Origin of the sequence: Mesorhizobium caraganae, from assembly GCF_016836705.1 — a bacterium.
Classification (GTDB): domain Bacteria; phylum Pseudomonadota; class Alphaproteobacteria; order Rhizobiales; family Rhizobiaceae; genus Mesorhizobium; species Mesorhizobium caraganae.
On the sequence record NZ_JAFCGY010000008.1, the window covers coordinates 165562 to 190839 of the forward strand.

23 protein-coding genes and 2 pseudogenes are annotated in these 25278 nt (G+C 58.0%); 14 read left to right on the forward strand and 11 right to left on the reverse strand.

The genetic code is table 11. The annotated features are described in order from the left end of the window. Positions 1 to 19: 19 nt before the first annotated feature. The gene (gene mdeB / locus JQK88_RS17375) at positions 20 to 2689 is read right to left on the reverse strand and encodes an alpha-ketoglutarate dehydrogenase (protein ID WP_192255801.1); all 2670 of its coding nucleotides are present in this window, start codon (positions 2687 to 2689) and stop codon (positions 20 to 22) included. A gap of 121 nt (positions 2690 to 2810) precedes the next feature. Here mdeB and JQK88_RS17380 point away from each other — a divergent pair, with 121 nt between their 5' ends. Continuing rightward, positions 2811 to 3299 carry an Lrp/AsnC family transcriptional regulator gene (locus tag JQK88_RS17380; protein ID WP_192255799.1) on the forward strand — a complete coding sequence of 163 codons (489 nt, stop codon included), beginning with the start codon at positions 2811 to 2813 and terminating at the stop codon, positions 3297 to 3299. A 37-nt stretch (positions 3300 to 3336) separates the two neighbouring features. Continuing rightward, entirely contained in the window at positions 3337 to 4245 is a 909-nt protein-coding gene (locus JQK88_RS17385) for a LysR substrate-binding domain-containing protein (RefSeq protein WP_192255797.1), read from the forward strand. Between the two features lie 214 nt (positions 4246 to 4459). Here the strand turns inward: JQK88_RS17385 and JQK88_RS17390 are convergent, their stop codons facing one another. The 4 genes from JQK88_RS17390 to JQK88_RS17405 all read right to left on the reverse strand — a co-directional run bounded on the left by JQK88_RS17390 (position 4460) and on the right by JQK88_RS17405 (position 10971). Continuing rightward, the gene (locus JQK88_RS17390; protein WP_192255795.1) at positions 4460 to 5122 is read right to left on the reverse strand and encodes a hypothetical protein; all 663 of its coding nucleotides are present in this window, start codon (positions 5120 to 5122) and stop codon (positions 4460 to 4462) included. 158 nt (positions 5123 to 5280) lie between these two features. Further along, positions 5281 to 7419: a methylmalonyl-CoA mutase gene (gene scpA, locus JQK88_RS17395; protein WP_192255793.1), complete on the reverse strand. Its 2139-nt coding sequence runs from the start codon at positions 7417 to 7419 to the stop codon at positions 5281 to 5283. Beyond that, positions 7419 to 9425: an acetyl-CoA carboxylase biotin carboxylase subunit gene (locus JQK88_RS17400; RefSeq protein WP_192255791.1), complete on the reverse strand. Its 2007-nt coding sequence runs from the start codon at positions 9423 to 9425 to the stop codon at positions 7419 to 7421. The genes scpA and JQK88_RS17400 overlap by 1 nt, the downstream gene beginning before the upstream one ends. Before the next feature lie 13 nt (positions 9426 to 9438). Then, entirely contained in the window at positions 9439 to 10971 is a 1533-nt protein-coding gene (locus JQK88_RS17405) for an acyl-CoA carboxylase subunit beta (RefSeq protein WP_192255789.1), read from the reverse strand. A 117-nt stretch (positions 10972 to 11088) separates the two neighbouring features. On the opposite strand from JQK88_RS17405, the gene JQK88_RS17410 reads away from it, so the two are divergent. Further along, positions 11089 to 12501 carry a helix-turn-helix domain-containing protein gene (locus JQK88_RS17410; protein WP_192255787.1) on the forward strand — a complete coding sequence of 471 codons (1413 nt, stop codon included), beginning with the start codon at positions 11089 to 11091 and terminating at the stop codon, positions 12499 to 12501. 125 nt (positions 12502 to 12626) lie between these two features. On the opposite strand, the pseudogene JQK88_RS36290 reads toward JQK88_RS17410, so the two are convergent. Next, positions 12627 to 12853: pseudogene (locus tag JQK88_RS36290) on the reverse strand (IncP-type conjugal transfer protein TrbI); the annotation flags it as partial. A 71-nt stretch (positions 12854 to 12924) separates the two neighbouring features. On the opposite strand from JQK88_RS36290, the gene JQK88_RS37475 reads away from it, so the two are divergent. The 10 genes from JQK88_RS37475 (at position 12925) to JQK88_RS17460 (ending at position 21085) form a co-directional block, all read left to right on the forward strand. After that, a complete protein-coding gene (locus JQK88_RS37475; protein WP_192255785.1) occupies positions 12925 to 13140 on the forward strand; it encodes a transcriptional repressor TraM in 216 nt (71 codons plus the stop codon). Positions 13141 to 13347: 207 nt separating this feature from the next. Next, positions 13348 to 13590, forward strand: a complete 243-nt coding sequence (locus JQK88_RS36295) for a cupin domain-containing protein (RefSeq protein WP_246501720.1) — start codon at positions 13348 to 13350, stop codon at positions 13588 to 13590. A 103-nt stretch (positions 13591 to 13693) separates the two neighbouring features. After that, a complete protein-coding gene (locus JQK88_RS17425; RefSeq protein ID WP_192255783.1) occupies positions 13694 to 14614 on the forward strand; it encodes a LysR substrate-binding domain-containing protein in 921 nt (306 codons plus the stop codon). Positions 14615 to 15048: 434 nt separating this feature from the next. Further along, positions 15049 to 15816 (forward strand): ABC transporter ATP-binding protein, encoded by a 768-nt coding sequence (locus tag JQK88_RS17430; protein WP_192255781.1) that lies wholly within the window; start codon positions 15049 to 15051, stop codon positions 15814 to 15816. 74 nt (positions 15817 to 15890) lie between these two features. Continuing rightward, positions 15891 to 16652, forward strand: coding sequence for a transporter substrate-binding domain-containing protein (locus JQK88_RS17435; protein ID WP_203278935.1), 762 nt, complete (start codon positions 15891 to 15893; stop codon positions 16650 to 16652). A 6-nt stretch (positions 16653 to 16658) separates the two neighbouring features. After that, on the forward strand, positions 16659 to 17348 hold the full coding sequence (locus tag JQK88_RS17440) for an ABC transporter permease (protein WP_203278936.1): 690 nt from the start codon (positions 16659 to 16661) through the stop codon (positions 17346 to 17348). After that, positions 17345 to 18037: an ABC transporter permease gene (locus tag JQK88_RS17445; protein WP_192255775.1), complete on the forward strand. Its 693-nt coding sequence runs from the start codon at positions 17345 to 17347 to the stop codon at positions 18035 to 18037. The genes JQK88_RS17440 and JQK88_RS17445 overlap by 4 nt, the downstream gene beginning before the upstream one ends. A 73-nt stretch (positions 18038 to 18110) precedes the next feature. Next, the gene (locus JQK88_RS17450) at positions 18111 to 19073 is read left to right on the forward strand and encodes an arginase family protein (RefSeq protein ID WP_192255773.1); all 963 of its coding nucleotides are present in this window, start codon (positions 18111 to 18113) and stop codon (positions 19071 to 19073) included. A gap of 69 nt (positions 19074 to 19142) precedes the next feature. Continuing rightward, positions 19143 to 20315: a trans-sulfuration enzyme family protein gene (locus JQK88_RS17455; protein ID WP_246501719.1), complete on the forward strand. Its 1173-nt coding sequence runs from the start codon at positions 19143 to 19145 to the stop codon at positions 20313 to 20315. Positions 20316 to 20356: 41 nt separating this feature from the next. After that, positions 20357 to 21085 (forward strand): MIP/aquaporin family protein, encoded by a 729-nt coding sequence (locus JQK88_RS17460; protein WP_203278937.1) that lies wholly within the window; start codon positions 20357 to 20359, stop codon positions 21083 to 21085. Positions 21086 to 21763: 678 nt separating this feature from the next. Here JQK88_RS17460 and JQK88_RS17465 read toward each other — a convergent pair. Beyond that, positions 21764 to 22663, reverse strand: a complete 900-nt coding sequence (locus JQK88_RS17465) for a LysR family transcriptional regulator (RefSeq protein ID WP_203278938.1) — start codon at positions 22661 to 22663, stop codon at positions 21764 to 21766. Positions 22664 to 22795: 132 nt separating this feature from the next. Between JQK88_RS17465 and JQK88_RS17470 the strand changes: the two genes are divergently transcribed. Further along, positions 22796 to 23248, forward strand: coding sequence for a DoxX family protein (locus JQK88_RS17470; RefSeq protein ID WP_192255765.1), 453 nt, complete (start codon positions 22796 to 22798; stop codon positions 23246 to 23248). 153 nt (positions 23249 to 23401) lie between these two features. Here the strand turns inward: JQK88_RS17470 and JQK88_RS17475 are convergent, their stop codons facing one another. The 4 genes and pseudogenes from JQK88_RS17475 to JQK88_RS17485 form a co-directional block, all read right to left on the reverse strand. After that, on the reverse strand, positions 23402 to 24043 hold the full coding sequence (locus tag JQK88_RS17475; protein ID WP_192255763.1) for an FMN-binding negative transcriptional regulator: 642 nt from the start codon (positions 24041 to 24043) through the stop codon (positions 23402 to 23404). Between the two features lie 316 nt (positions 24044 to 24359). Beyond that, positions 24360 to 24612 (reverse strand): annotated as a pseudogene (locus JQK88_RS36300) (transposase); the annotation flags it as partial. Positions 24613 to 24691: 79 nt separating this feature from the next. Further along, positions 24692 to 24928, reverse strand: a complete 237-nt coding sequence (locus tag JQK88_RS17480) for a GMC family oxidoreductase (protein WP_203278943.1) — start codon at positions 24926 to 24928, stop codon at positions 24692 to 24694. Between the two features lie 62 nt (positions 24929 to 24990). Next, the coding region (locus JQK88_RS17485) for a ferredoxin reductase domain-containing protein (RefSeq protein ID WP_512699811.1) at positions 24991 to 25278 on the reverse strand (288 nt) is incomplete at its 5' end.

Sequence of the window (25278 nt, forward strand, 5' to 3'; positions counted from 1 at the left end):
TTATCTATTCCAGGCCAAGTCAGCGTGACCAGGGCGGAGCCTGATGGTTGCTCAAGCCGTACTTCTTTGTGGCGGCTGCGATCGTCTTGACGGCGATCTTGTCCTCTGTCGCGAGGGCGGAAAGAGCCGCAAGCGCGATGTGATGCCGATCCACCTCGAAGAAGCTGCGGAGAGCCTTTCGCGTATCGCTGCGCCCAAAGCCATCGGTACCGAGCGCAATGAACCGCGCCCCCACGTACGACGCGATCAGCTGAGGATAAGCTCGCACGTAGTCCGTGGCCGCGACGATCGGAGCGGCACCGTCGAGCAGAAGGGCAACATGGCTCTTTTCCGAGCCGCTGCCGAATATCTGCTGCCGCTCCAACTCTCGCGCCTCTCTGGCCAGCTCGCTGAAGCTCGTGACGCTGAACGTATCGGCGTCGATTTGCCAGTCGTTCTTCAAGAGCTCCGCGGCTGCCACCACTTCCGGAAGGATCGCGCCGGAGCCGAGAAGCCGGATTGCAGCGACGCCAGTGGACGGTCCGGACAGCTTGTACATGCCGCGAATGATGTCGCCTTCGACTCCCGTCGGCATCGAGGGCTGCGCGTAGTTCTCGTTCATGGCGGTGACATAGAAGAACTCGTCTGCGCCTTCCATCATCCGACGGGCGCCGTGGTCGACGATCACGGCCATTTCATATGCGTATGCCGGATCGTAGGCGCGACAGTTCGGCACCGTCGACGCGACGAGGTGACTGCTTCCATCCTGATGCTGAAGGCCTTCGCCGCCGAGCGTTGTACGGCCTGCAGTCGCGCCAATCAGGAAGCCCCGCGCCCTCTGATCCGCTGCAGCCCAGATCAGGTCGCCGATCCGCTGGAAGCCGAACATCGAGTAATAGATGTAGAACGGAAGCATGGGCTCGGCGTGCACGCTGTAGGAAGTCGCAGCCGCCACCCAGGACGAGATCGCCCCGGCCTCGGTGATGCCTTCCTCGAGAAGCTGACCGTCCTTGGCCTCCTTGTAGTAGAGCATCGCTCCGGCATCTTCGGGCTCATACAGCTGGCCGACGGGCGAATAGATGCCGACCTGCCGGAAAAGATTGTCCATTCCGAACGTCCGGGCCTCGTCGGCGACGATCGGCACGATACGGGGACCGAGCTCCTTATTCTTCAGTAGGGTGCTGAACAGCCGCACGACTGCAACGGTGGTCGACATCTCCTTGCCGGCTGCATTCAACGCGAAGTCGGCATAGCTCTCTATGGCCGGAACCGCGTACGTTCTCGCCGCGGCCCCGCGAATGGGGAGATAGCCGCCGAGGTGCTCGCGCCGAGATTTCAGGTACGCGATCTCCGGGGAGTCGTCCGCAGGTTTCAGGAACTCAAGATTCTCGACTTGTGCGTTCGTAAGCGGGAGGGAGAATTTGTCGCGGAAGGCCAGGAGTCCTTCGACATCGAGCTTCTTTGCCTGATGGGCGGTCATCTTGGATTCCCCGGCACGCCCCATTCCGTAGCCCTTCTTGGTCTTGGCCAGGACCACAGTCGGCCGCCCCCTGGTGTCACGGGCTTTCTGGAAGGCGGCGAAGAGCTTGCGGAAATCGTGCCCCCCACGTCTCAACTGGTCGACGTCGTGGTCGGACATATGGGTGACAAGCTTCCGCACCTCTGGATCGACATCGAAGAAATGCGCGACGTTGTAGGCGCCATCTTTGGCCCCGAGCGTTTGGTACTGGCCGTCGACGGTCTCCGCGAACCGCCGGAGCAGGTCGTGGTTGGTGTCGCGCGCGAAGATTGCGTCCCACTCCGAACCCCAGAGCACCTTGATGACGTTCCAGCCGGCGCCCTTGAAGATGGACTCGAGCTCCTGGACGATCTGGCCGTTGCCGCGGACGGGGCCGTCCAGGCGCTGCAAGTTGCAGTTGATGATGAAGGTGAGGTTGTCGAGGTTCTCGCGCGCAGCGAGGGACAGGGCCGCGATCGACTCTGGCTCGTCCATCTCCCCGTCACCGAACACCCCCCAAACATGGCGACCGTCAGTGTCGAGCAGACCGCGGTCGCGAAGGTAGCGCATGAAGCGAGCCTGATAGACTGCGCTGATGGGCCCAATTCCCATCGACCCGGTCGGGAACTGCCAGAACTCGGGCATCAGCCAGGGGTGGGGATAAGAGCACAGTCCCCCTCCGCCGATCTCCTGCCGGTAGCGAGCCAGATGGTCGGCGGTCAGACGGCCTTCAAGGAAGGCCCGGGCATATACGCCGGGTGCCGAGTGAGGCTGAAAGAAAACGAGGTCGCCCTCCCCCTTCTCGCCGCCGCCTTGGAAGAAATGATTGAATCCCACCTCGAAGATCTCGGCGGCGGACGCATAGCTCGCGACATGGCCGCCAAGCTCGCCGTAGGCGCGATTTGCGCGAACCACCATCGCAAGCGCGTTCCAACGGATGATAGAGGTTATCCGCTCCTCCATCGCAAGGTCGCCGGGGAAGGGAGGCTGTTTGTCCAAAGGGATCGTGTTGCGATAGGGGGAATAGGGCAACGCCTCCGAAAGGACACCCAGCTCGCGGGCACGGTGGTCCAGCGACGCGAGCACGTATCGGACGCGGTCCGCCCCTTCGTGACGCGCCATCGCCTCCAGCGACTCCAGCCAATCCGAAGTCTCGCTCGGATCGACGTCGCCAGAGGTTGTGGAATTATCCCGACCGCGGCTCTTAGACATTCTCAAAACTCCATCACGGGCCGAAACTACCAACTTCCGGCCGAAATATCCTGCTGCATATGCCGACTTGAAACCGTATTGCAGCATGCTAGGTTGCAATCTACGCGATACGGAGCACGATATGCTGAAATCAGTCCTCGACCGAGCCGACCGACGCATCCTGGCTGAGCTACAGAATCTCGGGCGCATCTCTAACGTTGATCTGGCGGGGAAAGTGGGGCTGTCCCCGTCGCCCTGCCTCGCGCGGGTGAAGCAGCTCGAGGACAAGGGCGTGGTCAGCAGGTATGTGGCCCTGTTGGATCCCGAGAAGATCGGCAGCACGGTGAGCGTCTTCATCCAGATATCGCTCACAAACCAGACAGAAAAGAACCTCGAGAGGTTCGAGAAGGTGGTCATCGAATTGCCGGAGGTCATGGAATGCTATCTGATGTCCGGCGATTCGGACTATCTTCTGCGTGTGGTGGTCACCGACACGGTGGCCCTGAAGGATTTCATCCTGGACAAGCTGACGAAAATCGAAGCAGTCTCGAGTATTCGATCGAGCTTTGCATTGAAGCAGGTCAAGTACCAGACGGCCCTTCCCATAGAGCAGCTTTGGCCAGAACGCTGAAAGCTTGCGTCGAGTTGCGGCGACTGCGGGAGACTTCATGAGATACGCGGACCTGGAGATTGATCTTCTGAGGGCGTTCGTGGCGGTTGCCGATGCCGGAGGCTTCAGCGCGGCCGCGCCATTGGTGGGCAGGTCACAATCCGCCGTGAGTCAGAAGGTACTGCGGTTGGAGGGAATCCTCGGCCAGCGGATGTTCGACCGCAACAGCCGCTCGCTCGGCTTGACCCTCGAAGGGGAAAAGTTGCTCGCGGCGGCGCGGCAAATGATCGAGTTCAACGACAAGGTCGTGCGAGAACTCCGCGAGCCCAGGGTTGAAGGCACGTTGCGGCTGGCAATCTCGGAGGACGCGATCCCGCGCCAGTTGCCCGGGATCCTTGCCAGATTCGCACGGATCTATCCCCGAGTGCAGGTGGATGTCACCACCGGTCTGAGCTGCAACCTGGTGGCCGCCTTCGACGAAGGGAAGTTCGACGCTGTCATCGCGAAGAAGGATAGAACCAGCCACCGCGGGAGGACTATCTGGCGGGAAGCGCTCACTTGGATGGCCCGCAGCGACTACGTGATGGAGGCGAAGCCGATACGGCTCGTCATGCTGCCCATTCCCTGCTCCTATCGGGCCTTGATGATCGACCGCCTCTCACAGGCCAACCTGGATTGGCGAATATCCTGTACGGTCAGCAGCCTGCTGGGAGCCCAGGCCGCAGTGGAAGGAGGGCTGGGCGTAACCGTCTTGGGCAGTTCCTTCCTTGGGCGCGGCATGCGGGCCCTCACTGCCGACGAGGGCTGGCCGGCGCTCCCACAGATGGAGATCGTGATCCTATCGGAGGGAGCCCAAACAACCGAACTCGTCCGTCCGCTGGTCAACTTCCTGACCGATAACCTGGTCGTTTCCGGTGACAATGCTCCAGACCGCATCGGGCGGGACGTCTCCTACTTGCATGCTTGACTGGCCGATCGAGCCACCGCGGCGTTGGCGGTAGCTGTGCGAACAGCGTTGGGTGCGGTCCTGCCACGACGCCAGTCACAAGCCGCCACTCCTTCGCTGTGTCCACTCCAGTGAATGGCCGCCGATTTTCCAACTTCAATCAATCTGAAGCAGCCTCTCGACGCTCCGCCCTCCAGTTCCCGCGAGACTTTCCAAAACTCCAAGCTCGTAAAATCTAGAGCAATTCAAGAAGCATCAAACGCACCGCGCCATCAGCGGACCGGAGAGAAATCTTCCTCCCCCGGTCCAAAAACAGGACGTTTCCAACATCAAAATTAAGAACCTTTTCGTCAGATTCTTCCATGATTATTTGGCCTGGTGTGACAAATACGATGAATGTATCATTTGGCCAGTACGATCGGTTTATATGCGAATCGGGACCAATCGTGACATCATATTGTTTGTAAAAATAATCCTGCGTTACTAATTTGTAATCGGATTCCGCAATATCGTTCAGCTCAAATACACTCTTGCCATCACCTGCCGGCGCCGTGTCCTTGATATCAACAACTACAATGTGCCTCCCAACCGACGAAACCCCTTTTTCCATATGGGTTAGTCCTTTAGGAAGAATCCACATCCTTCCAGGAAAAGTAACTTTTGTCTCGGAGCTTCCATCAGGGTGTATGACCTCGTAGGCGGCATATGCTAGATCAACGCCCGCATAGTGATAAAGATGTTTATGAAAATTGGAGTAAACTCCTTGTGTAAATTTTACATCCCAAGCAGCCCCGCGGCTGTTTTCGAGAATTAGGGTTGCGCCTGGCCTCGGCCAGGCATGAGGAAGCGATACCATGCTCAGTTCTTTTTCACTTTCGACTGTGGTTTCGCGTTTCATATTCTTCGATCTCCGTTGTGTTGACAATCTTAATAAACGCGACGGTTACACCGTGCTCAGGCAAACGTTGTGGAGCGGTGCGGGTACCGAGCCTATCGCGATAGCGCGGCAGCTTTATCAAGATCTCACACCGCCAGCGCGACACCCACGTTAAAATGTCATGCATTGCGCAGTTTCCCTTCGATGAGATCGAGTACCGCGCGGGCGGCATAAAGTGTGTTCGTTGCCGGCCCGAAGACAGCCGCCACGCCGTGGTCAAGGAGAAACTGATAGTCCTGCTTCGGGATGACTCCGCCGACCACCACAATGATTTCATCCGCGCCCTTGGCTTTCAGAGCACCGATCAACTGTGTAACGAGCGTCTTATGACCGGCGGCAAGCGAGGAAACGCCTACGACGGCGACGTTGGCTTCGATGGCGATGTCGGCGACCTCCTCCGGCGTTTGGAACAGAGGCCCCGAAAGCACGTCGAAGCCAATGTCGCCGAAGGCCGACGCAATCACCTTTGCGCCGCGATCGTGACCATCCTGGCCGAGCTTTGCGACCATGATCTTCGGCTTGATGCCTGATTTCTTCGCATAGTCGGCGAGCCGTTCGGCAAGCACCTTCATCTCCGGGTCATTGTCGTAGGCCTCCCGGTAGACACCGTGTACAACTTCCGGGGTGGCCGAATGGTCTCCGAAGGCCGCCCTCATGGCGTCCGAAATCTCGCCGACGGTGGCGCGCGCCCGGGCGGCTTCTACCGCCGCGGCGAGCAGGTTACCCCGGCTGCTTCTGGCTATCTCGGTGAGGGTCGCGAGCGTCGCTTCGACGACCTTTGGGTCTCGTCGGCGCTTGGTTTCAGCGATCCGCTTGATCTGAGAGGCACGCACGGCTGTGTTATCGATGTCGAGAATATCGATCTCGTCCTCGTTTTCCAGCCGGTACCTGTTGACACCAACGATCACCTCTTCGCTTCGGTCGATTGCCGCCTGTCGCCTGGCGGCGGCGGCTTCTATCAGGCGTTTGGGCAGGCCCTCGTTGACGGCTTTCGTCATGCCACCCATAGTCTCGATTTCCTCGATCAGCGCCCAGGCCTTTCCGGCAAGTTCATTCGTCAAGCTTTCGACGTAATAGGAACCCGCCAGCGGATCGACCACCTTTGTCACACCGGTTTCGTGCTGAAGGATCAACTGTGTGTTGCGGGCAATACGGGCGGAAAACTCCGTCGGCAAGGCGATCGCCTCGTCAAAGGAATTTGTGTGCAGCGACTGCGTGCCGCCAAGAACGGCGGACATAGCCTCGAAGGCGGTGCGGGTGATGTTGTTGTAGGGATCCTGCTCCTGCAGCGAAACACCGGAGGTCTGGCAATGGGTTCGCAGCATCGTCGAAGACGCCTTCTTGGGATTGAACTCCGACATGATGCGCGACCACAGAAGGCGCGCCGCCCGCAGTTTGGCTGCCTCCATGAAGAAGTTCATGCCGATGGCGAAGAAGAAGGAGAGGCGGCCGCCAAACTCGTCGACGTCGAGGCCCTTCTTCACCGCCGCGCGCACGTATTCGCGACCGTCGGCGAGCGTGAAGGCGAGTTCCTGTACCAGTGTGGCGCCGGCCTCCTGCATGTGATAGCCGGAAATGGAGATCGAGTTGAACTTCGGCATTTCCTTCGCCGTGTACTCGATGATATCCGCAACGATCCGCATTGAGGGTTCCGGCGGGTAGATATAGGTGTTGCGCACCATAAACTCTTTGAGGACGTCATTCTGGATGGTGCCCGAGAGATCGACGCGCGAGACGCGCTGCTCCTCTGCGGCGACAATGAAATTGGCGAGGATCGGGATCACCGCACCGTTCATGGTCATCGAGACGGAGATCTTTCCCAGCGGAAGGCCGTCAAACAGGATTTTCATGTCCTCGACAGAATCGATCGCCACACCTGCCTTACCGACATCGCCTTCGACACGCGGGTGATCGCTGTCATAACCGCGATGAGTGGCAAGGTCGAAAGCGACCGAAACGCCCTGCTGGCCGGCGGCAAGCGCTTTGCGATAGAAGGCGTTCGAGGCTTCGGCTGTCGAAAAACCGGCATACTGGCGGATCGTCCAGGGACGGCCGGTGTACATCGTCGCGCGCGGGCCGCGCACAAATGGCTCGAAGCCGGGTAACGAACCAAGATGATCTACGTCCGCAAGGTCCTCGGCCGTATAGAGGGGCTTGAGCGTAATGCCTTCCGGCGTTTCCCAGTTCAGCTTGTCTGGAGAGGCCTTCAGTTCCTTCTCAGCGAGGGCCCGCCAGTCCTTAAGGGTCGTGTCGTTCATCATTCGAACTCCATGATGACTTCGTCAACGGCCAGCGACTGCCCCGGCGCGGCCTTGACCATCTTGACCACGGCCTTGCGTTCGGCCTTCAGCACGTTCTCCATCTTCATCGCCTCCACAGTGGCAAGCGCCTGCCCGGCCTGGACAGTGTCACCAGCTTTGACCAGCACCTGGGTGATTACGCCCGGCATGGGGCAGATGAGTTGTTTGGACGTATCGGCGGCCTGCTTGACCGGCATGAACTGCGAAAGCTCGTAAACGCGTGGCGTCATCACCCGGTGGACGAGGTCGACGCCGCGGAAGCGAAGGCGCCAGCCGGTGGAAGCCTTGGCGAGCTTGATCCCGAGCGACTGGCCGTTGACTAGGAAGCGCCCATGCTCGTCGCCAGGCCTCCAGTTGGAGGAGACCTCCATGCTGACGTCGTTTTCGAAATCGACCGTCAATCGGCCCTCCGATAGCGTCGCGCCTATGGTCCAAGAATGTTTGCCGGCGGCGACGACGCAAGTTGAACCGAGCTTGCGGGGATGGTTGGCGAGCGCGCCCAAGATCCCCGCCTTGCGCGTTTCGTCGGTGAGATGGGCGAAGGCAGCCACAGCGGCCAGCATGCGCGCCTGGTCCTCGTCCGGCTCGACGCCCTGGAAGCCCTCCGGCCATTCCTCGGCGATGAAGGCGGTGGTGATGTTGCCGGAATGGAAGCGCGGATGGCCCATGACGGCGGAAAGGAAGGGCAGGTTGTGGCCGATGCCCTCGACCTGGAAATCGTCGAGTGCCCGGCCCATGGCCTCGATTGCCGCGCTGCGGGTTGGCGCCCAAGTGCAGAGCTTGGCGATCATCGGGTCGTAATACATCGAGATTTCGCCGCCCTCGAACACGCCCGTGTCGTTGCGGGTGATCGTACCGTCGGGCAGGAACCCCTCCTGCGGCGGACGGTAGCGGGTCAGACGGCCGATGGAGGGCAGAAAACTGCGATAGGGATCCTCGGCATACAGACGACTCTCGATCGCCCAGCCCTTCAGCTTGACATCGGCTTGGGTCAGGCTCAGGCGTTCGCTGTTCGCCACCCGAATCATCTCCTCGACCAGATCGACGCCGGTGACCAGTTCGGTGACCGGATGCTCGACTTGAAGGCGGGTGTTCATCTCGAGAAAGTAGAACTTCCGATTGCCGTCAACGATGAACTCCACGGTGCCGGCGGAGTGATAGCCCACGGCTTTCGCAAGCGCGACCGCCTGCTCACCCATGGCGCGCCGCGTCGTCTCGTCCAGAAAGGAGGAGGGCGCCTCCTCGATGACCTTCTGGTTGCGGCGCTGGATCGAGCATTCGCGCTCGCCGAGATAGATGACATTCCCATGCTTGTCGCCCAGAACCTGGATTTCGATATGGCGTGGCTGGTCGACGAATTTCTCGATGAAGATGCGGTCGTCGCCGAAGGAGTTCTTCGCCTCGTTTTTCGACGACTGGAAGCCCTCGCGCGCCTCGGCCTCGTTCCAGGCGATGCGCATGCCCTTGCCGCCGCCACCGGCCGATGCCTTGATCATCACGGGATAACCGATCTCGCCGGAGATCTTCGCCGCCTCGTCGGCGTCGGCGATTAGGCCCATGTAGCCGGGCACAGTCGAGACATTGGCTCTGGCCGCGAGTTTCTTGGAGGTGATCTTGTCGCCCATCGCATCGATCGCGCCGACTGGCGGGCCGATGAAGGTCAGGTTTTCCTGCTCCATCCTTTCGGCAAAAGCACGGTTTTCCGACAGGAAGCCGTAGCCGGGATGAACAGCATCCGCACCAGTCCGCCTGGTCGCCTCAATGATCTTATCAATCACGAGATAGGATTGGGCGGACGGTGTAGGCCCGATATGCACCGCCTCGTCAGCGAGTTTGACATGCATGGCCTCGCGATCGGCATCAGAATAAACCGCCACGGTCGCAATCCCCATCTTGCGGGCGGTGCGGATCACACGGCAGGCAATTTCACCGCGATTGGCGATTAGGATTTTCTTGATCGTCATCTAAGTCTCGACTTCAGAGCGGCATCGTATCGTGCTTGCGCCAGTGACGTTCTTGGCTTTTGGTGCGAAGCATGGCGAAGGCGCGTGCGAGGCGCTTGCGAGAGGAATGCGGCATGATGACCTCGTCGATGAAGCCGCGCTCGGCAGCGACAAACGGATTGGCAAAGCGCGCCTCATAAGCCTTCGTGCGTTCGGCGATTTTTGCTGGATCGCCCAGTTCCGAGCGATAGAGGATTTCGGTCGCGCCCTTGGCACCCATGACGGCGATCTCGGCCGTCGGCCAGGCATAGTTCACGTCCGCGCCTATATGCTTGGAGGCCATTACGTCGTAGGCACCGCCATACGCCTTGCGGGTGATGAGCGTCACCATCGGCACGGTGGCCTGTGAATAGGCGAAGAGTAGCTTGGCGCCCTGCTTGATGATGCCGTTATATTCCTGCGCCGTACCAGGCAGGAACCCAGGTACGTCGACAAGCGTCAGTATCGGGATGTTGAAGGCATCGCAGAAGCGGACGAATTTGGCTCCCTTGCGGGACGAGTCGATATCGAGGCAGCCGGCGAGCACCATCGGCTGGTTGGCAACGACGCCGACCGTTCGGCCCTCCACCCGGATGAAGCCGGTGAGGATGTTGCGCGCGAAGGCCTCGGAGATTTCGTAGAACTCGCCTTCGTCGGCAATGGCCAGGATCAGTTCGCGCATATCATAGGGCTTGTTGGCGCTGTCAGGGATCAGGGTGTCGAGCCGCTGTTCAAGACGATCCGGATTGTCGAAGAAGGGTCGGACCGGCGGCTTCTCTCTGTTATTGAGCGGCAGGAAATCGAAGAGATCGCGGATTTTAAGCAGCGCCTCGATATCGTTGTCGAAGGCGCCATCGGCCACAGAGGATTTGGTCGTATGGGTCCTGGCACCGCCCAGGTCCTCGGCCGATACGATCTCGTTGGTGACGGTTTTCACCACATCCGGCCCAGTGACGAACATGTAGGAGGAACCGCGAACCATGAAGATGAAGTCGGTCATGGCCGGCGAATAGACGGCGCCACCGGCGCAAGGCCCCATAATCACCGAGATTTGCGGAATGACGCCAGAGGCTTCGACATTGCGGCGGAAAACCTCGGCATAACCAGCAAGCGAGTCGACGCCTTCCTGGATGCGCGCACCACCGCTGTCATTCAGGCCAATCACCGGAGCGCCGTTCCGCACGGCCATATCCATGATTTTGCAGATCTTCTGCGCATGCGTTTCCGATAGCGAGCCGCCGAGCACGGTGAAATCTTGGGAGAAAACGTAAACCAGGCGCCCGTTGATCGTGCCCCAGCCAGTCACCACGCCGTCACCCGGCACCTTGTTCTCAGCCATGCCGAAATCGGTGCAGCGATGGGTCACGTACATGTCGTATTCCTCGAACGAGCCCTCGTCGAGAAGAACGTCGAGACGCTCGCGCGCGGTGAGCTTGCCCTTGAAGTGTTGGCTTGAGATTCGTGTTTCCCCACCACCAAGCCGGGCAGCTTGCCGCCGAATCTCGAGTTGGTCCAGTATTGCGCGCATAATCCTCGCCTCTTGATCCTGACATGCCATACACGCGGCTCTTCACTTGCAACACGGTTGAGGATGTGAACATGTGCAAACCACAAAATTAGAGTTTGCGTTTTGTGAAATTGTGAAATGGCGATAGGAAAGCTTTATATCGGACGAAAGGTGCGTGATCTGCGGCTTGCCAACCAGGCAACTCAGGCCCAGTTTGCCGAGCGACTTGGGATATCCGTAAGCTATCTCAATCAGATCGAGAGCAATCAGAGGCCGGTATCAGCTGCAGTGCTGCTTGCCCTCGCAGACAAGTTCAAGATAGATATTTCCGACCTTTCGGGCGCCGAGGGCGATCGATTACTGTCGGCACTGGCGGAGGTGCTTAAGGATTCGTTGTTTGGTTCATTCAGCCCCAACCTTCAGGAACTCAAATTGGTCGTGCACAATGCGCCCGGCGTCGCCCATGCATTGATTACCGCCCATCAAGCCTATCGGCACAATTCCGAGCGCTTGGCGAGCCTCGACGACACACTCGGCCGTGCCTCGGCTGTCGTGGAGCACACCCCCTATGAGGAGGTCCGTGACTTCTTTCATTTCATGGACAACTACATCCACGAAATTGACGTGATGGCTGAAAAACTCGCTGGCGAGATCGGAATTAGCGATCAGGACTCACACACAGCTCTAGCGTCTCACCTCGAAAATACGTTTCAAGTCCGCATCAGCCGAGCAGTTGATAACGAAGATCTCATGCGGAACTTCGACGAACGACAGCGGGTTCTGACACTCAGTCCCTATCTCGCTCCGGCAACTCGTGATTTCCAGATTGCGCTGCAGATTGCGCAGCTTGCGGCGGGTGCAGTCATCGACCAGATATTGGACAACGCAGCCTTTCGTACCAGCGAAGCAACCGAGATCTGTCGCATCGGTCTTCATAATTATTTTGCTGGCGCGCTCATTCTCCCGTATAGCAAGTTCATGGGAGCAGCACGTGAAGTGCGTCACGATCTTGATTTGCTATCGGTCAGGTTTGGAGCAAGTCTCGAGCAGATCTGTCACAGGCTTTCCACGTTGCAAAGACCAGGCCAAAAGGGGATCCCGATCTTCTTCGCGCGCATTGACCGTGCCGGCAACATTACCAAACGACATAGTGCGGCGAAGCTACAATTCGCCCGCTTTGGTGCCGCCTGTCCGCTTTGGAACGCACACCAAGCGTTCGAGGCACCGGGACAGATTATCCGCCAGCTCGCCGAGACACCCGACGGCGTCCGATACCTCTGTATTGCAACACAGATCACGAAGGGCGGTCGCGGGTTTCATTCGCCCCGCCAATACTTTGCGCTCGCGCTCGGCTGCGAGATTTCTTACGCAGATCAGTTCGTCTATGGGGACGCCATGGGAGTTGGGAATCGTGGGTCGTTCGATCCCATCGGTATCTCATGCCGAATTTGTGAGCGCAGAAACTGCGCCGGTCGCGCGGTTCCACCCTTGAAAAGTCAGCTGGTTATCGAGCACTATAAGCGAGGCCGGTTGCCATATCTTATTAAATAATAATACAAGCAGATATTGACAGAAACATAAAAGAGGAAGACGGCATCGATTTTTCGGCCGAGAAGCTAAACGTTGCTTGCTGACAATTGAGCCCAGTCTCGGTATGCCCCTGGAAATATCATGTCCTAGTCAACCAGGATGTTGAACTTGTAGCCAGGCGGATCTCGAGCCTGGGCTGAAGTTGAGATTTCGGTTGATCGTTTGCTCGGCGACACGGCTGAAGCTTTCCACGAAATTCCGCCGCGCCGCATCCGACGCAGTGTCCTGCGTAGCCAGCGTCGAGCTCTCGGGAAGCGCCATGTCGATTCCAGTGCCGATGAATGGCCAACTGCGCCCCAGAGCTGAAGGTACGCAGATAGCGGTTGTTCAAGGGCGCGCTCCGGGGATGATGTTTCAAGTCCGAGCACGTCACCTTAAGGCCGGGTGATCGGCTTAACGGAGAATCTTCCGAAGCGAGATCTCGAGCAGACCGCGATTCAAGCAATCAGGAGACATCGACGCCTTCGCGACGCAGCCGAGGCCAGTTACGAGGAGCGGCGCCTATCGCCGTCCGTCACGGCTTGCGATATCATGGGGACTGCGCGCATCGCCTATGTTATGTCCTGCAGAGTGGCCGATTGGCACAATGGCTCTGCTTGAAACCAATCCGAGCATCGCCACTCTTTGCAGAACCGCGGCTGCTCTCGGGGTTTCGGTAGCGGACTTTGTGAACGTGGCGCCAAGTGTGCCAGCCCGGATCGTACAGCCGCATGATGCTTCCATATTGTGGCGAGGTCCTAAGGGGGGAGTGCTACGCTGCTAGTGGGAACTCATGGTCCAGACATGATAGAGCTTTGGCAATGGACAATGTTCCCGGATGAAACGTTCGAATCGCCTGGGCACTCACCAGGTACGTTGGAACTTATCAACGTGGAACGGGGGCAACTCACATTGAAGCTGGCCGACACGGACCTTGTGATCCAACCTGGCTCCTCGGTGCTGGCGCGAACCGAGGATAGACACGCCTATCTCAATTGCGGGACTGAGGAGCTTCGCTTCATCATGGCGGTGGCAGAACTACAACGAACGCGGTTGCGAATAGGGCTCTGAAGCGTTTGTTCAAGGGCGGAAGGGGGTCGTGCTGAAATGCCATTTGCAGGCGATGAGATCACAAATGCCTTAGATGTGGCAAAGCGCGCAAACGAAGGCGAAGATGAAGAACCTGCGCAACCTGCCGCTTCCAACGCTTAGAACGTTCGAAGCCGCCGCCCGACATCAAAGCCTGACGAAGGCAGCGAATGAACTGAACCTCACCGACAGCGCTGTCAGCCATCAGATTCGGCGGTTGGAAGCGGCCTTGGCCTGCTCCCTTTTTGTGAAAGCCGGACGTGGTTTGGTGTTGAGCGATGCTGGAAAGATCTTTGCGAAGGCCGTTTCCGGGGCGCTCCAAGACATCTCGACCACCGCAACGCGGCTATCGGATTTGGAAGACGGAGGAGGGCGGCTCGATATCGCGTGCCCGCCGATGTTCGGGAACACTTGGCTTGCGAAGAACCTCGGGGATTTCTGCAAGGATCATCCAACGATCGAATGCCACATCACGCTGGCTGAAAATCATCGCGTCCACGAACTAAAGGACATCGACATCGGCGTTGCATTCGGTCCCGGCGGGTGGCCGGGGAAATGGTCCGCCCTCTTGGCCCAGGTCAACGTCGCTCCAGTTTGCAGTCCGCGTTTGATTGACGTAATCGGGGCGCCAATCGTGAAGCCGGCGGACCTGTGCAAAGCTCTGCTGCTGCATTGGGATGACGGTTCTGAATGGAGGCGATGGTTCTCCGACACCGGCCTTCCGGATGCCGATCAGCAGGCCCGTCACTTGTATTGCAGCGACCTTGGCATGGCCATCGACCTGGCAGTACAGGGGGCCGGAGTAGCTCTCGTGAGCGATACGCTGGCCGGTCAAGACTTGAAGCGCAATATCCTCGTCAAGCCATTCTCAATCTCGATCGACATTTTTGGCGCGTGGCACGTCATCTCGACTGATCGAAGCCTGAAGAGATCTGCTGTCAGGCTCTTTTTGCGTTGGCTTCTCGCTTGCTTCGATCGACAATCGACAATCGACAACGTCCTATAGCGTGAACGGCAAAGCCAAGGCAGCCCCTGTCGTTGTGCCCCACCACTCGAGCGTGACATCGCTCCAAGCAGATTACCCGGTCAGGCCCTCTGGGAAAGCACCGCGATCGATCTGCCACACCTCAAGGGTGCGGAGCGATGAAAGCCGTAGCCATTTCATTTCGTGCTGAATGACAGAAAAGCCTCTCGGTTAGCCGTACTGCAATAACCGGATGAGCGGTTGCGAGTCTGGGCTCAAATTGGCTCGATCGCTGATGCGGCATCATATGTATGGCCCCATTGCACGCTATCTCCGGAAATCCCGCAATCGACTCATGATGCCATGTCATGTGTTGGCTGAAGATTCGTCATTTGCGCCGTAAGCGGTCCGCCCATTAGATGATAGCCAAATAAAAAAGTGGCGACGGCAGCCATCTGGGAGAAGCGGACCACGCTATGAAGCTAAGCGTTACCGATATTCATAAATCTTACGGCAACCACGAAGTCCTCAAGGGCATATCCCTCAATGCGACTGCTGGAGATGTTATAAGTATCATTGGAGCAAGTGGGTCAGGTAAGAGCACGCTCCTGCGATGTATTAATTTTCTGGAGCGGCCCCATGCAGGTCAGGTCGCTTTGGACGGGGTTGTGCTTGCAACCCGCCGAGATCGGGACGGGATGCTCAGGTCGACGGATCCTGACCAGCTTCGCCGGATGCGCAGCAAGCTTGCCATGGTGTTCCAGAACTTCTGCCTCTGGTCCCACATGTCTGTTCTGTCCAATGTCATTGAGGCGCCAATCAGCGTCCTCGGGATCTCCAGAAAAGACGCGTGTGACCGCGCCAAGGCCAACCTTGCCAAAGTCGGATTGGGCAAGGACGTTCTGGAAAAATACCCGGCCCATCTCTCTGGAGGCCAGCAGCAACGTGTCGCCATCGCGCGGGCGTTGAGCGTCGAGCCCGACGTCATGCTCTTCGATGAGCCGACATCGGCGCTCGACCCTGAGCTCGTTGGCGAGGTGCTGCGCGTGATGCAGGCCCTGGCCGAAGAAGGGCGGACCATGATTGTTGTTACTCACGAAATGGGTTTCGCCCGGCATGCATCCAGCCGCGTGATGTTTCTGCACCAAGGGCGCGTTGAAGAAGAGGATGCACCGGAGGCCATCTTTGATGCAGCCACCAGTCCGCGCCTGCAGCAGTTTCTGGCGGGGCGCCTTAAGCACTGACTGGTGCTCGAGCGAATTCGACGTTTCTCGGAACGCCGGATATTTGAAAAATCAAAGCAAAGTGGAGGAACAATATGAACCGGCACCTGAAAACCATCTGCATTTTCGCGCTTTCGTCTCTGGCCTTGTCTTCAGCTCACGCCGAGAAGCTCAACATCGCCACTGACGCGACTTTTCCGCCGTTCGAGTCCATCGACTCAAGCGGCAAGCTTGTAGGGTTCGACGTCGACATGATGGAGGCCATCTGCAAGGCGGCAGCTCTTGATTGCAACATCTTCAATGCTGCCTGGGACGGCATGTTCCCGGGTCTCGTTTCCGGCAAGTATGACGCTCTCGTCTCCCAACTCACCGTGACTGAAAAGCGCCGACAGACGTTCGCGTTCAGCGATATCTACGATCATCCAATCTTCCGCTTCGTGGCAAAGAAGGGGGCGACTTTCGACTTCACTCCCGAGGGGCTGGCTGGAAAAACGATTGCCGTACAGACGGGCACGCCGATGGATGCCTATGTCACCAACCACATCCCCCAGGCCCAAATCAAACGTTACGACTCCGGCAGTGCTCCCTTCCTCGAATTGTCATCAGGTCGTGCGGACCTTGTTCTCGGCTACCAGGCTCAGATCGCCCATGGCTTTCTCAACGGAGACTCCGGCATGGGATTCGAGTTGGTGGGTCCGCAGCTCACCGGCAAGGACGCCAAGGAATTCGGAGAGGGCGTAGCGATCGCCATCAACAAGAAGAACACCAAGCTGGTTGAGGACGTCAACAAGGGCTTGGCCGTGATCCGCAAGGACGGAACGCTGAATGCTCTGATGGTAAAGTACTTCGGCAAGTGATCGAATATGACTTTTGATTTCACTTTGACAATTCTGGCAGCGGGGTCTCTTACCCTGCTGCTGGCGTTGTCATCGCTCGTGGTGGCCACAATCATCGGCCTGGCCACTGCGTTTGCAAAGCTGTCAGACAGCAGGGCGCTTCGTTCCGCTGCTGGCATCTATACGTTCGTGATCCGTGGTATCCCGGATCTGGTCATCATGTTGCTAGTCTACTACAGCCTGCCCGCCCTGCTGAACCAGTGGGCGGACGCTGTGGGTTGGGACACTCACATTGAGTTTCCGCCGATCATCGCAGCTATCGCAACCCTTGGCCTGATCTTCGGCGCGTATATGACGGAGACCTTCAGGACTGCTCTCCTTAACATCCCAAAGGGGCAGATCGAAGCAGCAGTCGCGTATGGCTTGACGCGTCCCCGTATTCTTGTGGCGATCATAATTCCGCAACTCATTCGCCTCGCGCTCCCAGGTTTCACCAACAACTGGCTCGTCTTGGCCAAGGCCACTGCATTGGCGTCTCTCATTGGCCTGCAGGACGTTATGTTTCGCGCAAGAGTGGCGGCGGAGGCGACCAGCAAGCCGTTCACATTTTTTCTTGTTGCTGCGGCATTCTACTTTTTGGTCACTTTGATCTCATTTGCTTTTCTGACCGTCGTGGCGCGCCGCTATGAGATTGGGATCAGGGAGCTGGCATCATGAATTGGGGAATAATCGGTGAGAACCTCCCCCTATATGCGGAAGGGGCCAAGCTGACATTGTTTCTGGCGTTTGGCGCGTTGCTGATTTCTTTTCCGCTGGCGGTTTCGCTGGCGTTTGTCCGCAACAGCAAGGTTCGCGCTCTTCGCTATGCAGTTACGATCTACACCCTGGTGTTTCGCGGGACACCGTTGCTGGTGCAGCTTTTTCTAATCTATTTTGGCTTGGCCCAATTCGGTCTCATCAGGACGAGTATCCTCTGGCCCTGGCTGTCGAGCCCGATCGTCTGCGTGCTGATTGCTTATGTTTTGAACACGACGGCCTACAGCACAGAGATATTTGCCGGTGGGCTAAGGCATATTCCAGTTGGAGAAATCGAGGCGGCCCGCGCTTATGGTTTGTCGCACTGGGCGCAGGCGCGCCGGATACTGATCCCAGCAATGCTGACGCGATCATTGCCGCTCTATGGCAATGAGATGATCATGGTTTTGCAGGCAACGTCTTTGGCCAGCACCGTGACCCTGCTTGAGATCACGGGTGTCGCCCGCAGGATCACGCTGGACTACTACATCCAGTTCGAGCCTTACGTAACCGCTGCCGCGATTTATCTGACCATTACGCTGGTTCTTGTGACGATCTTCCATTTCGTTCAACGACGGTGGGCCGGTTATCTCGATCCCAGAAGCAGCTAGGCCCCGCCTGCGCAAGCATCGACTGTCCCATCCGACACAGCGTCAAGTTCACCTGGCTTAAGGAGCTCCAGCTATGAATCCAAAACCCGATCTCGGCGCATTGTATGGTGCTACGACGGGGGCGAAGACTTTCCTCGGTCTCGAAGAATGTCCTGATCTCGATCATCTGGCTGCGCCCATTGCGCTGATCGGTGCGCCTTGCGCGACGCCTTACGCGTCCGTTGGAGCATACTGCCGCAACGGGCCCGATGCGTTGCGGCGTGCCACCGGCTCCCTGACGGCCAATGTTGACCGTCACGACTTCGATCACGGGGGGCCCGTGTTTCCCAGCCGCGGCAAACGCCCAGTCGATTGCGGAAATCTCGCTTTTGACGAAGCCGACAGTGCCAGCAACCGAGCGAAGATTGCCGACGCGGTTTCGAAGGTCCTTTCAAAAGGTGCTATACCAGTCCTTCTCGGAGGCGACGATTCCGTTCCGATTCCCATGCTTGACGCAATTGGCGCGGCCGCAGCAGGGAAGAAATATACAATCCTACAGATCGATGCGCACATTGACTGGCGTGAAGTTCACATGGGCGAGCGCCTTGGTCTTTCCTCCACGATGAGACGCGCCTCCGAGATGCCTCACATAGAGCGGATCATTCAGGTCGGGGCCCGCGGGATCGGATCCGCGGCGACCAGCGATCATCAGGACGCCGTGGCCTGGGGGGTGAAATTCATCACTGCCTACGAGCTTCACAAGCACGGGATCGGAGCGGTCGTCGATCTCATTCCGGAAGGCAGCAATATCATCATCTGTATCGATGCCGACGCCCTCGACCCATCTCTGGTGCCAGGTGTAATCGGCCGGGCTCCCGGAGGTCTCAGCTACTACCAGGCTGTCGACCTCATCAAGGGCGCAGCATCCAAGGGAAAAATCGCTGCGATGGACTTCGTCGAGTTCATGCCCGAGCGCGACGTGGACGACATCGGAGCGTTCACGATAGCTCGGCTGATCACAACGGCGTTGGGCGTTCTTGCTCGCCAGGCAGCATAGCAGTCGCGGACAACCGCCAAGCCGAGAGGTGCCCATATGTCACGACCCAACAAGCATCAGCTGTCCAGTTTGTCTTTTGATACCCTATCGGTCCATGGGGGTAATGAGATCGACACAACGTCCGGCGCCATTCGCACGCCGATCGTCATGGCCAATTCCTATGTCCTTCCCTACGACCCATCAATGAAGGATTGGTCGGATACGGAGAACCCCTCCTACACGCGCAATTCGGGCCACAACCAGATCTGCCTGCAGCGCAAGCTGGCAGCACTCGAGGGCGGCGAGGATGCTGCCGTTTTTGCGACCGGCGTGGCCGCCCTTCATGCCGTGTTCTTCACCTTCCTGAAGACCGGCGATCATGTGATCGTCGGCGATGTCACCTACGAAGCCGTCTGGCGCCTGTTTGCAGAACTCCTGCCGCAGCGCTACCAGATCGAGGCGACATTCGTCGACATGGGGGACATGGACGCGGTGAGAGCCGCCGTGCGGCCGAACACCAGGTTGATCCATACCGAGACGATCGCCAATCCGACCACCAAGGTCGCCGATATCGCAACGCTGGTCTCGATCGCCAAGCAAGCCGGCGCGCTGTTGTCGGTCGACTCTACCTTCACCCCTCCGCCCTTCTTCCGGCCGCTGGCCTTGGGCGCCGATCTCGTCATCCATTCCTTGACCAAGTACATCAACGGCCATGGTGATGCGATGGGCGGCGTCGTCATCGGCTCCAAGGAGCTCGTCCATCACGTCAAGGCGGATGCCCTGGTCGATCTGGGTGGAACGATCTCACCCTTCAACGCCTGGCTGATCATGCGCGGCTCGGTCACGCTGCCGCTTAGGCTAAAACAGCAGTTCTCCACCGCGGAACTTGTCGCCCAGTCCCTCGCTGCCGACAGGCGCATCGCCTATGTCACCTACCCAGGCCTTGAGAGCCATGACCAGCACCAGGTGGCAAAAAGGCAGTTCGCCGGCAAGGGCTATGGCGCGGTGATGGCCTTCGCGCTCGAAGGCGATCCCGATACACAAAATCGCTTCGTCGCCAATCTGAAGGTGATCACCTCGGCCGTCTCGCTTGGCCACGACGAGAGCCTGATCGTGCATGTGGGCGGCAGCGGCCGCGGCGGCTCGGATCGCTATCCGCCCGACTTCCAGAAGTACGGGCACCTGCGTCTTTCGATCGGTCTCGAAGACCCCGAGGACCTCATCACCGATATCAAAGCCGCCCTCGATGAGACGTTCGGATAATCCGCATTCTTGCGCTGCGACCTAGGGATAAGGAACAGATAATGAGGCGTCAGAAAATCGCTGCCGAGTTTCTGGGTACCGCGATATTGGTAACCTTGATATGTGGCGCGATCATCATTCCAGATTATGGACCGTCTCAAGCGGCCGCAACTTTGACGATCGCGAGCGCATCCGGCTTCGCGGTTGCTGCCTTGGTCTATGCGATAGGCCCGATCTCCGGGTGCCATATCAATCCGGCCATCACTATCTGCCTATGGACAGCGGGAAGGTTTCCCGCGCGGGAAGTTCCATATTACCTGGTGGCCCAGTTCCTCGGTGGCTTGGCAGGCGCAGCGCTAGTTGAGGCTCTTCTCCATGGCAAGACGGGAGGAGCGAATTTCGCGCTGCTTTCATTGGCACAAACGGGCTGGGGCGCGAGTTACTCCACAACGTCCGCTTTCATTGCAGAAACGTTCGCCACGTTCGTTCTCTCACTCATCGTTCTAGCCGTAACTGCCGAACGCACGGGTACATCGATCGGAGCTGTGGCAGTTGGTTTGGCAGTGGCCGTATTGCTCATCACCTTCATGAAAGTGAGCGGCGGGTCAATGAACCCGGCGCGGAGCTTCGGACCTGCGTTGCTTGGAGGTGGCGAACCGCTTGCCCAACTCTGGCTATATTGTGTGGCGCCCGTGCTCGGTGGGGTCCTTGCGGCACTAACTGACAAGCTCTTGCACAATACGGTCGGCGCCCCTAATGAAGCCCACCCGGCGAAAAAGTCTACGAATTGACCACGTTGCGGGTGCGCGGTTATGTGAGGGACACACGGTGAATTCCCAGCCTGCGACGGCCAGCTGATCGTATTCGGTGCTGGCGACAGAATGGGAGGCGCGCGTGGAGCAACCCATCAAGGCAAGCACACCCGAGGTTTAATTGGTCTGGTTGAACCCATGATCGCTTCGGGTCGTTTGATATGGAGCTCAAGGTCGCGCGCTTGCCCTGGGCTGCGACTGGCCGTAGCCTGACTTCGGCTGCGGTGAAGGGATGATAAAAAATGCTGATCCATTCACCCCGACGGCCAAGGGCTTTTCGGCGCAACGAGTGGCGGCGCTCGGGCCGGCGTACTGGTGGCGGAAATTGTCCTCGGAATAACGGCTGGGAGGACAGTGATACTCGCGTTCGCGCCAACTTTCGAGAGGATCCTTGGTAGCCTGGAAGATCGATCGCAAGCCTGCTTTTCTAGCGAAAAAGAGGAGTTCACCATACCAAATGATTTCAAATGGAAAAAAATCTGCGCGTCATTCATTTGGGCGCACTCAGTTGATATTTTCGACCCCGGCGCCAATGTCGGCTACTAGCGCGGCATGTATCATTATTATCCTTAGTATGCTGATATGTGCGTTTACGATCTTTTTTGATTGATCGGAATTTTGTGTCGCAGGCCATGTGCTCCAGCAAGCTCCTGCGGTTCACATCGGGGACAGAGTGTTATACGTGAGCGCCCTGCCCAGGAAAAATGAGCCAAGCCTTTGCAATTCTCTGGACGCGTAACCGGTGAAGGCGTTGACCCGAGCTGTTCGGCGCAGGTCCTCGTGGGTCAAAACCCAAAGGCCAGTCCGTATGGAACCGAGCTCAGAGTATTCGATCTTCGTTAGCCTTGCGTCTGAGCTTCCGAGATAGCAAGGGAGAATGGCGAAGCCGAGACCGGCTAGAGCTGCGCGTTGCAGAGACACAAGTGAATCGGCCCGCATCGCAATTGCAGCCTCCGGTATGTGCTTTCTTTGCCAACGTGATACTGCCATCCCTCCCAACGTGATATCTGGCACAACCCACCGCCTGATGCGTTCAGGATGGGCCGCCCCGTTCTGCTCGATGAGCTGCGGGCTTGCATAGATTGCGAAAGCTACGTCTGCTGTTCGCTTCCCGATCAATGACTCCGGCACATCATCAGCTGTGCGAATGGCGACGTGGGCATCGCGCTGGGCAAGGTCCGTAACGAAGCTTCCAGTCGTCAGCTCAAGCGTTATTCCGGGATAGAGCCGGCTGAATCCAGCCAGAATCTCAGGAAGAACCGATCCCATAAGTGTATCACAGGTAGTCACGCGGAGATTGCCCTCTAGCCGAAGATCCTTACCTGTCAGAGTTCCCTCAAGCCGGCTTACAATGTCCTGCATCTCCCGAGCAGATTTCAGAAGTTCGTCCCCAGCCTCAGTCAACGCATAACCACTCGGAAGCCGTTCGAACAGCCGCAAGCCATAGTTATGTTCAAACGCATTGATGCGCCGCAGGACCGTCGTGTGGTTGACCCGCATTGCGCGTCCAGCGGCCGCCAACGTTTTATGCTCAGCCACCGCCAGCACGTATTTCAAGTCGTTCCAATCCCACCTGTGCATTTGTGCAGTCTCAAAACCCATAATATCAAATTGGCTTTGCAAAGTAGCACAGGCTAAGGTCCGACCTCAACCTTATGCTAACAGCTAAGCAGATAGACGGGAGACGTTATGATCGATATGAAAACGGCACCTTACGGAATTTTGATGCTTCGAATTTTGACTGGCATCGCGTTGCTCGCACACTCGCTCTATCTGAAGGTCTTTGTGCTAACGATGCCGGCGACGGTGGAATTCTTCCGGTCCCTCGGTCTTCCAGGCCCGGTGGCTTGGCTTATTCTGTTTGTCGAGGTCAGTTCGGGCTTGATGCTGATCGTCGGCATAAAACCTCGGCTTGCCGCAGTGGCCGCTGCCGTCGTGCTGCTCGGAGCAACATGGGCGCATTCGGGCAATGGCTGGGAATTCAGCAGTACCGGGGGCGGCTGGGAATACCCGTTCTTCTGGGGTGTTGTCCTGCTCTCGATCGCTTTGCTCGGTGACGGTGCACATGCCGTCGTTGCGACAGGGACCTTTCCCAATTCAGGTGCCCAGACTGGCCAACATATCTCAAAGCAGCTGAACTGAGCAGTATAACGGTACACTGCCCGCTGACGTTGGAATAAAGCAGGGAAGGCCAGACGACCAGTTTGGCCTTCCTAATATTTGCTCCAAGAAGCGCCATTGCTACGGCAATCGTTATTCCCGACAGGACTGAACACTCCAGTGTAGAGTCCTCCTTTAGGTCTGCGTATTGCCCTCTGCCCGGGCAATCATGGCATCGCCAATGAAAACATCGCCTTGGGCTCTGAGACCGGCTCCAGCCCCACGCATATCGCTTGCGCTATCATCCTGTCCGAGTTTTGACTTGCCAATCAGCTTCGTGATTTCAATCTCTAGTCCGACGATTTCCTTTACCAACGCATCGATATAGTCTCGCGGAGCATGGGTCATTTTCCATGGCACTTCTCGGGGTGCTTCGTGCAAGCGCGTCAAGCGCGCTACCATACCGCGTACATAGCGCTCATCATCGTGGACCCTCACCTTCCCGAAAGCGTGAGCGACCATGTAGTTCCATGTAGGCACCTGCCGTCGCGTCTCAAGCTTGCTCGGATACCAGGTGGGCGTGATATAGGCATCAGCGGCTCGGAACACGACAAGCACCTCATCGCTGTCAGCGACCTCCTGCCAGACAGGATTCGCCCGCGCGACATGGGAGTGAAGCGCCCCCAAGGATCCTTGTTCGGGATCAAGCAGAAAGGGGATGTGATTTGCGTCCATACCGTTTTTCCCAACAGTGAATAGAATGCCAAGAGGATGACCCTCAATCAGTTGGTGAAGGACGCCGACATTCGGTTCGTCGAAGTGGGTTGGTATATACACGGTGCGTCCTTTGTTTTGGGGGCGTAAAGTTTTGGCCTGGATTGTCGGGCTCTGACCACAAGCCCTCACTATATACCACCTCGCGGGTCGCATCGTGAACATGGGTGCAGCCATGACTTTAACAGCCTTTCCAAATTAGCGTTTCGGCTTCATCCGGTCGACGCCAAATGCCGTTCGATCTCACCGACCTCAAGACACCCGAACCATGTGTGCAGCGCGAAGTTCATTTCTGCACGACTATGCTGTGATCGTGCCCACTGACGTGGTGTGGCTGACGGCATTGGTCCTCGTGCTCTCCGGCACTGGGCCGGATTAATCAGCATGGCACGGCCGGCAGGCTGACGACCGGATCACCACTCATCCGGCTGATCGTCTCAACCGTCTTGTAGTGGGCATGCTGGACGGCCCATTCGTCATTCTGGTCGAAGCAGTAATGCTCCCCGACGAGGTGGATGATAACGTCGTCGTTGCGGACGGACGACCTCTGTGCACCGCTTGATCTTACCGTTGAGCCGCTCGATCGGGTTGATGCTGTGCAGCTTGACGCGATCCTCCTTGGGGAAATTCATCTAGGCGAGCATCGAGATTTGCCGCAGAGTTTCCGTACTTGACGATACCGACACCTGTTCGATCGATTTTTCTCACTATTCAGATTGTCTTTGCAATGTGGGTGGCGTTGCGAAATGCGAGCGCCATGATCGTAAGAACCGGGTTATAGCCGCCGTTCGTGGGATGGAGTGAGCCATCGCAGACAAACAGGTTCTCATGTCCCCAAACCCTCCCGAAAGCATTGGTGACGGAGACATCCGGCCTGTCGCCCATCCGACAGGTTCCAGCCTGATGCTGCCCCGCCGACAATTGCAGGGACGGCTCTGTGCGCCCCATGTTTTCAACGCCCCCGACGCCCTTAGCCACTCGTCGGCCTTGCCGTGAATGTAGGCTGCCGTTTAATAGAGCTGTGCGTCGGAGGAACGCGTAGATAGCAAGGATTCAAGATCCTGCCGGGTCTCAGGTTCGTCGTCAAAATGCAGCCACACAGTGCTACGGTCGAGCTCCTGCTCGATGACCGACAACAAAGGCATGAGTGCTCGGCTGCGGGTGAAGTAATGCAGTTCGTACGGCCTGCCCTGCCGCTCCAGGGCGCGCGCCATTGCCAGGATCGGGGTGATCCCGATGCCTCCCGCCAGCAGCACGGTTGGCCCTTCGCATTGGGCAAGCGGAAAATGATTGCGAGG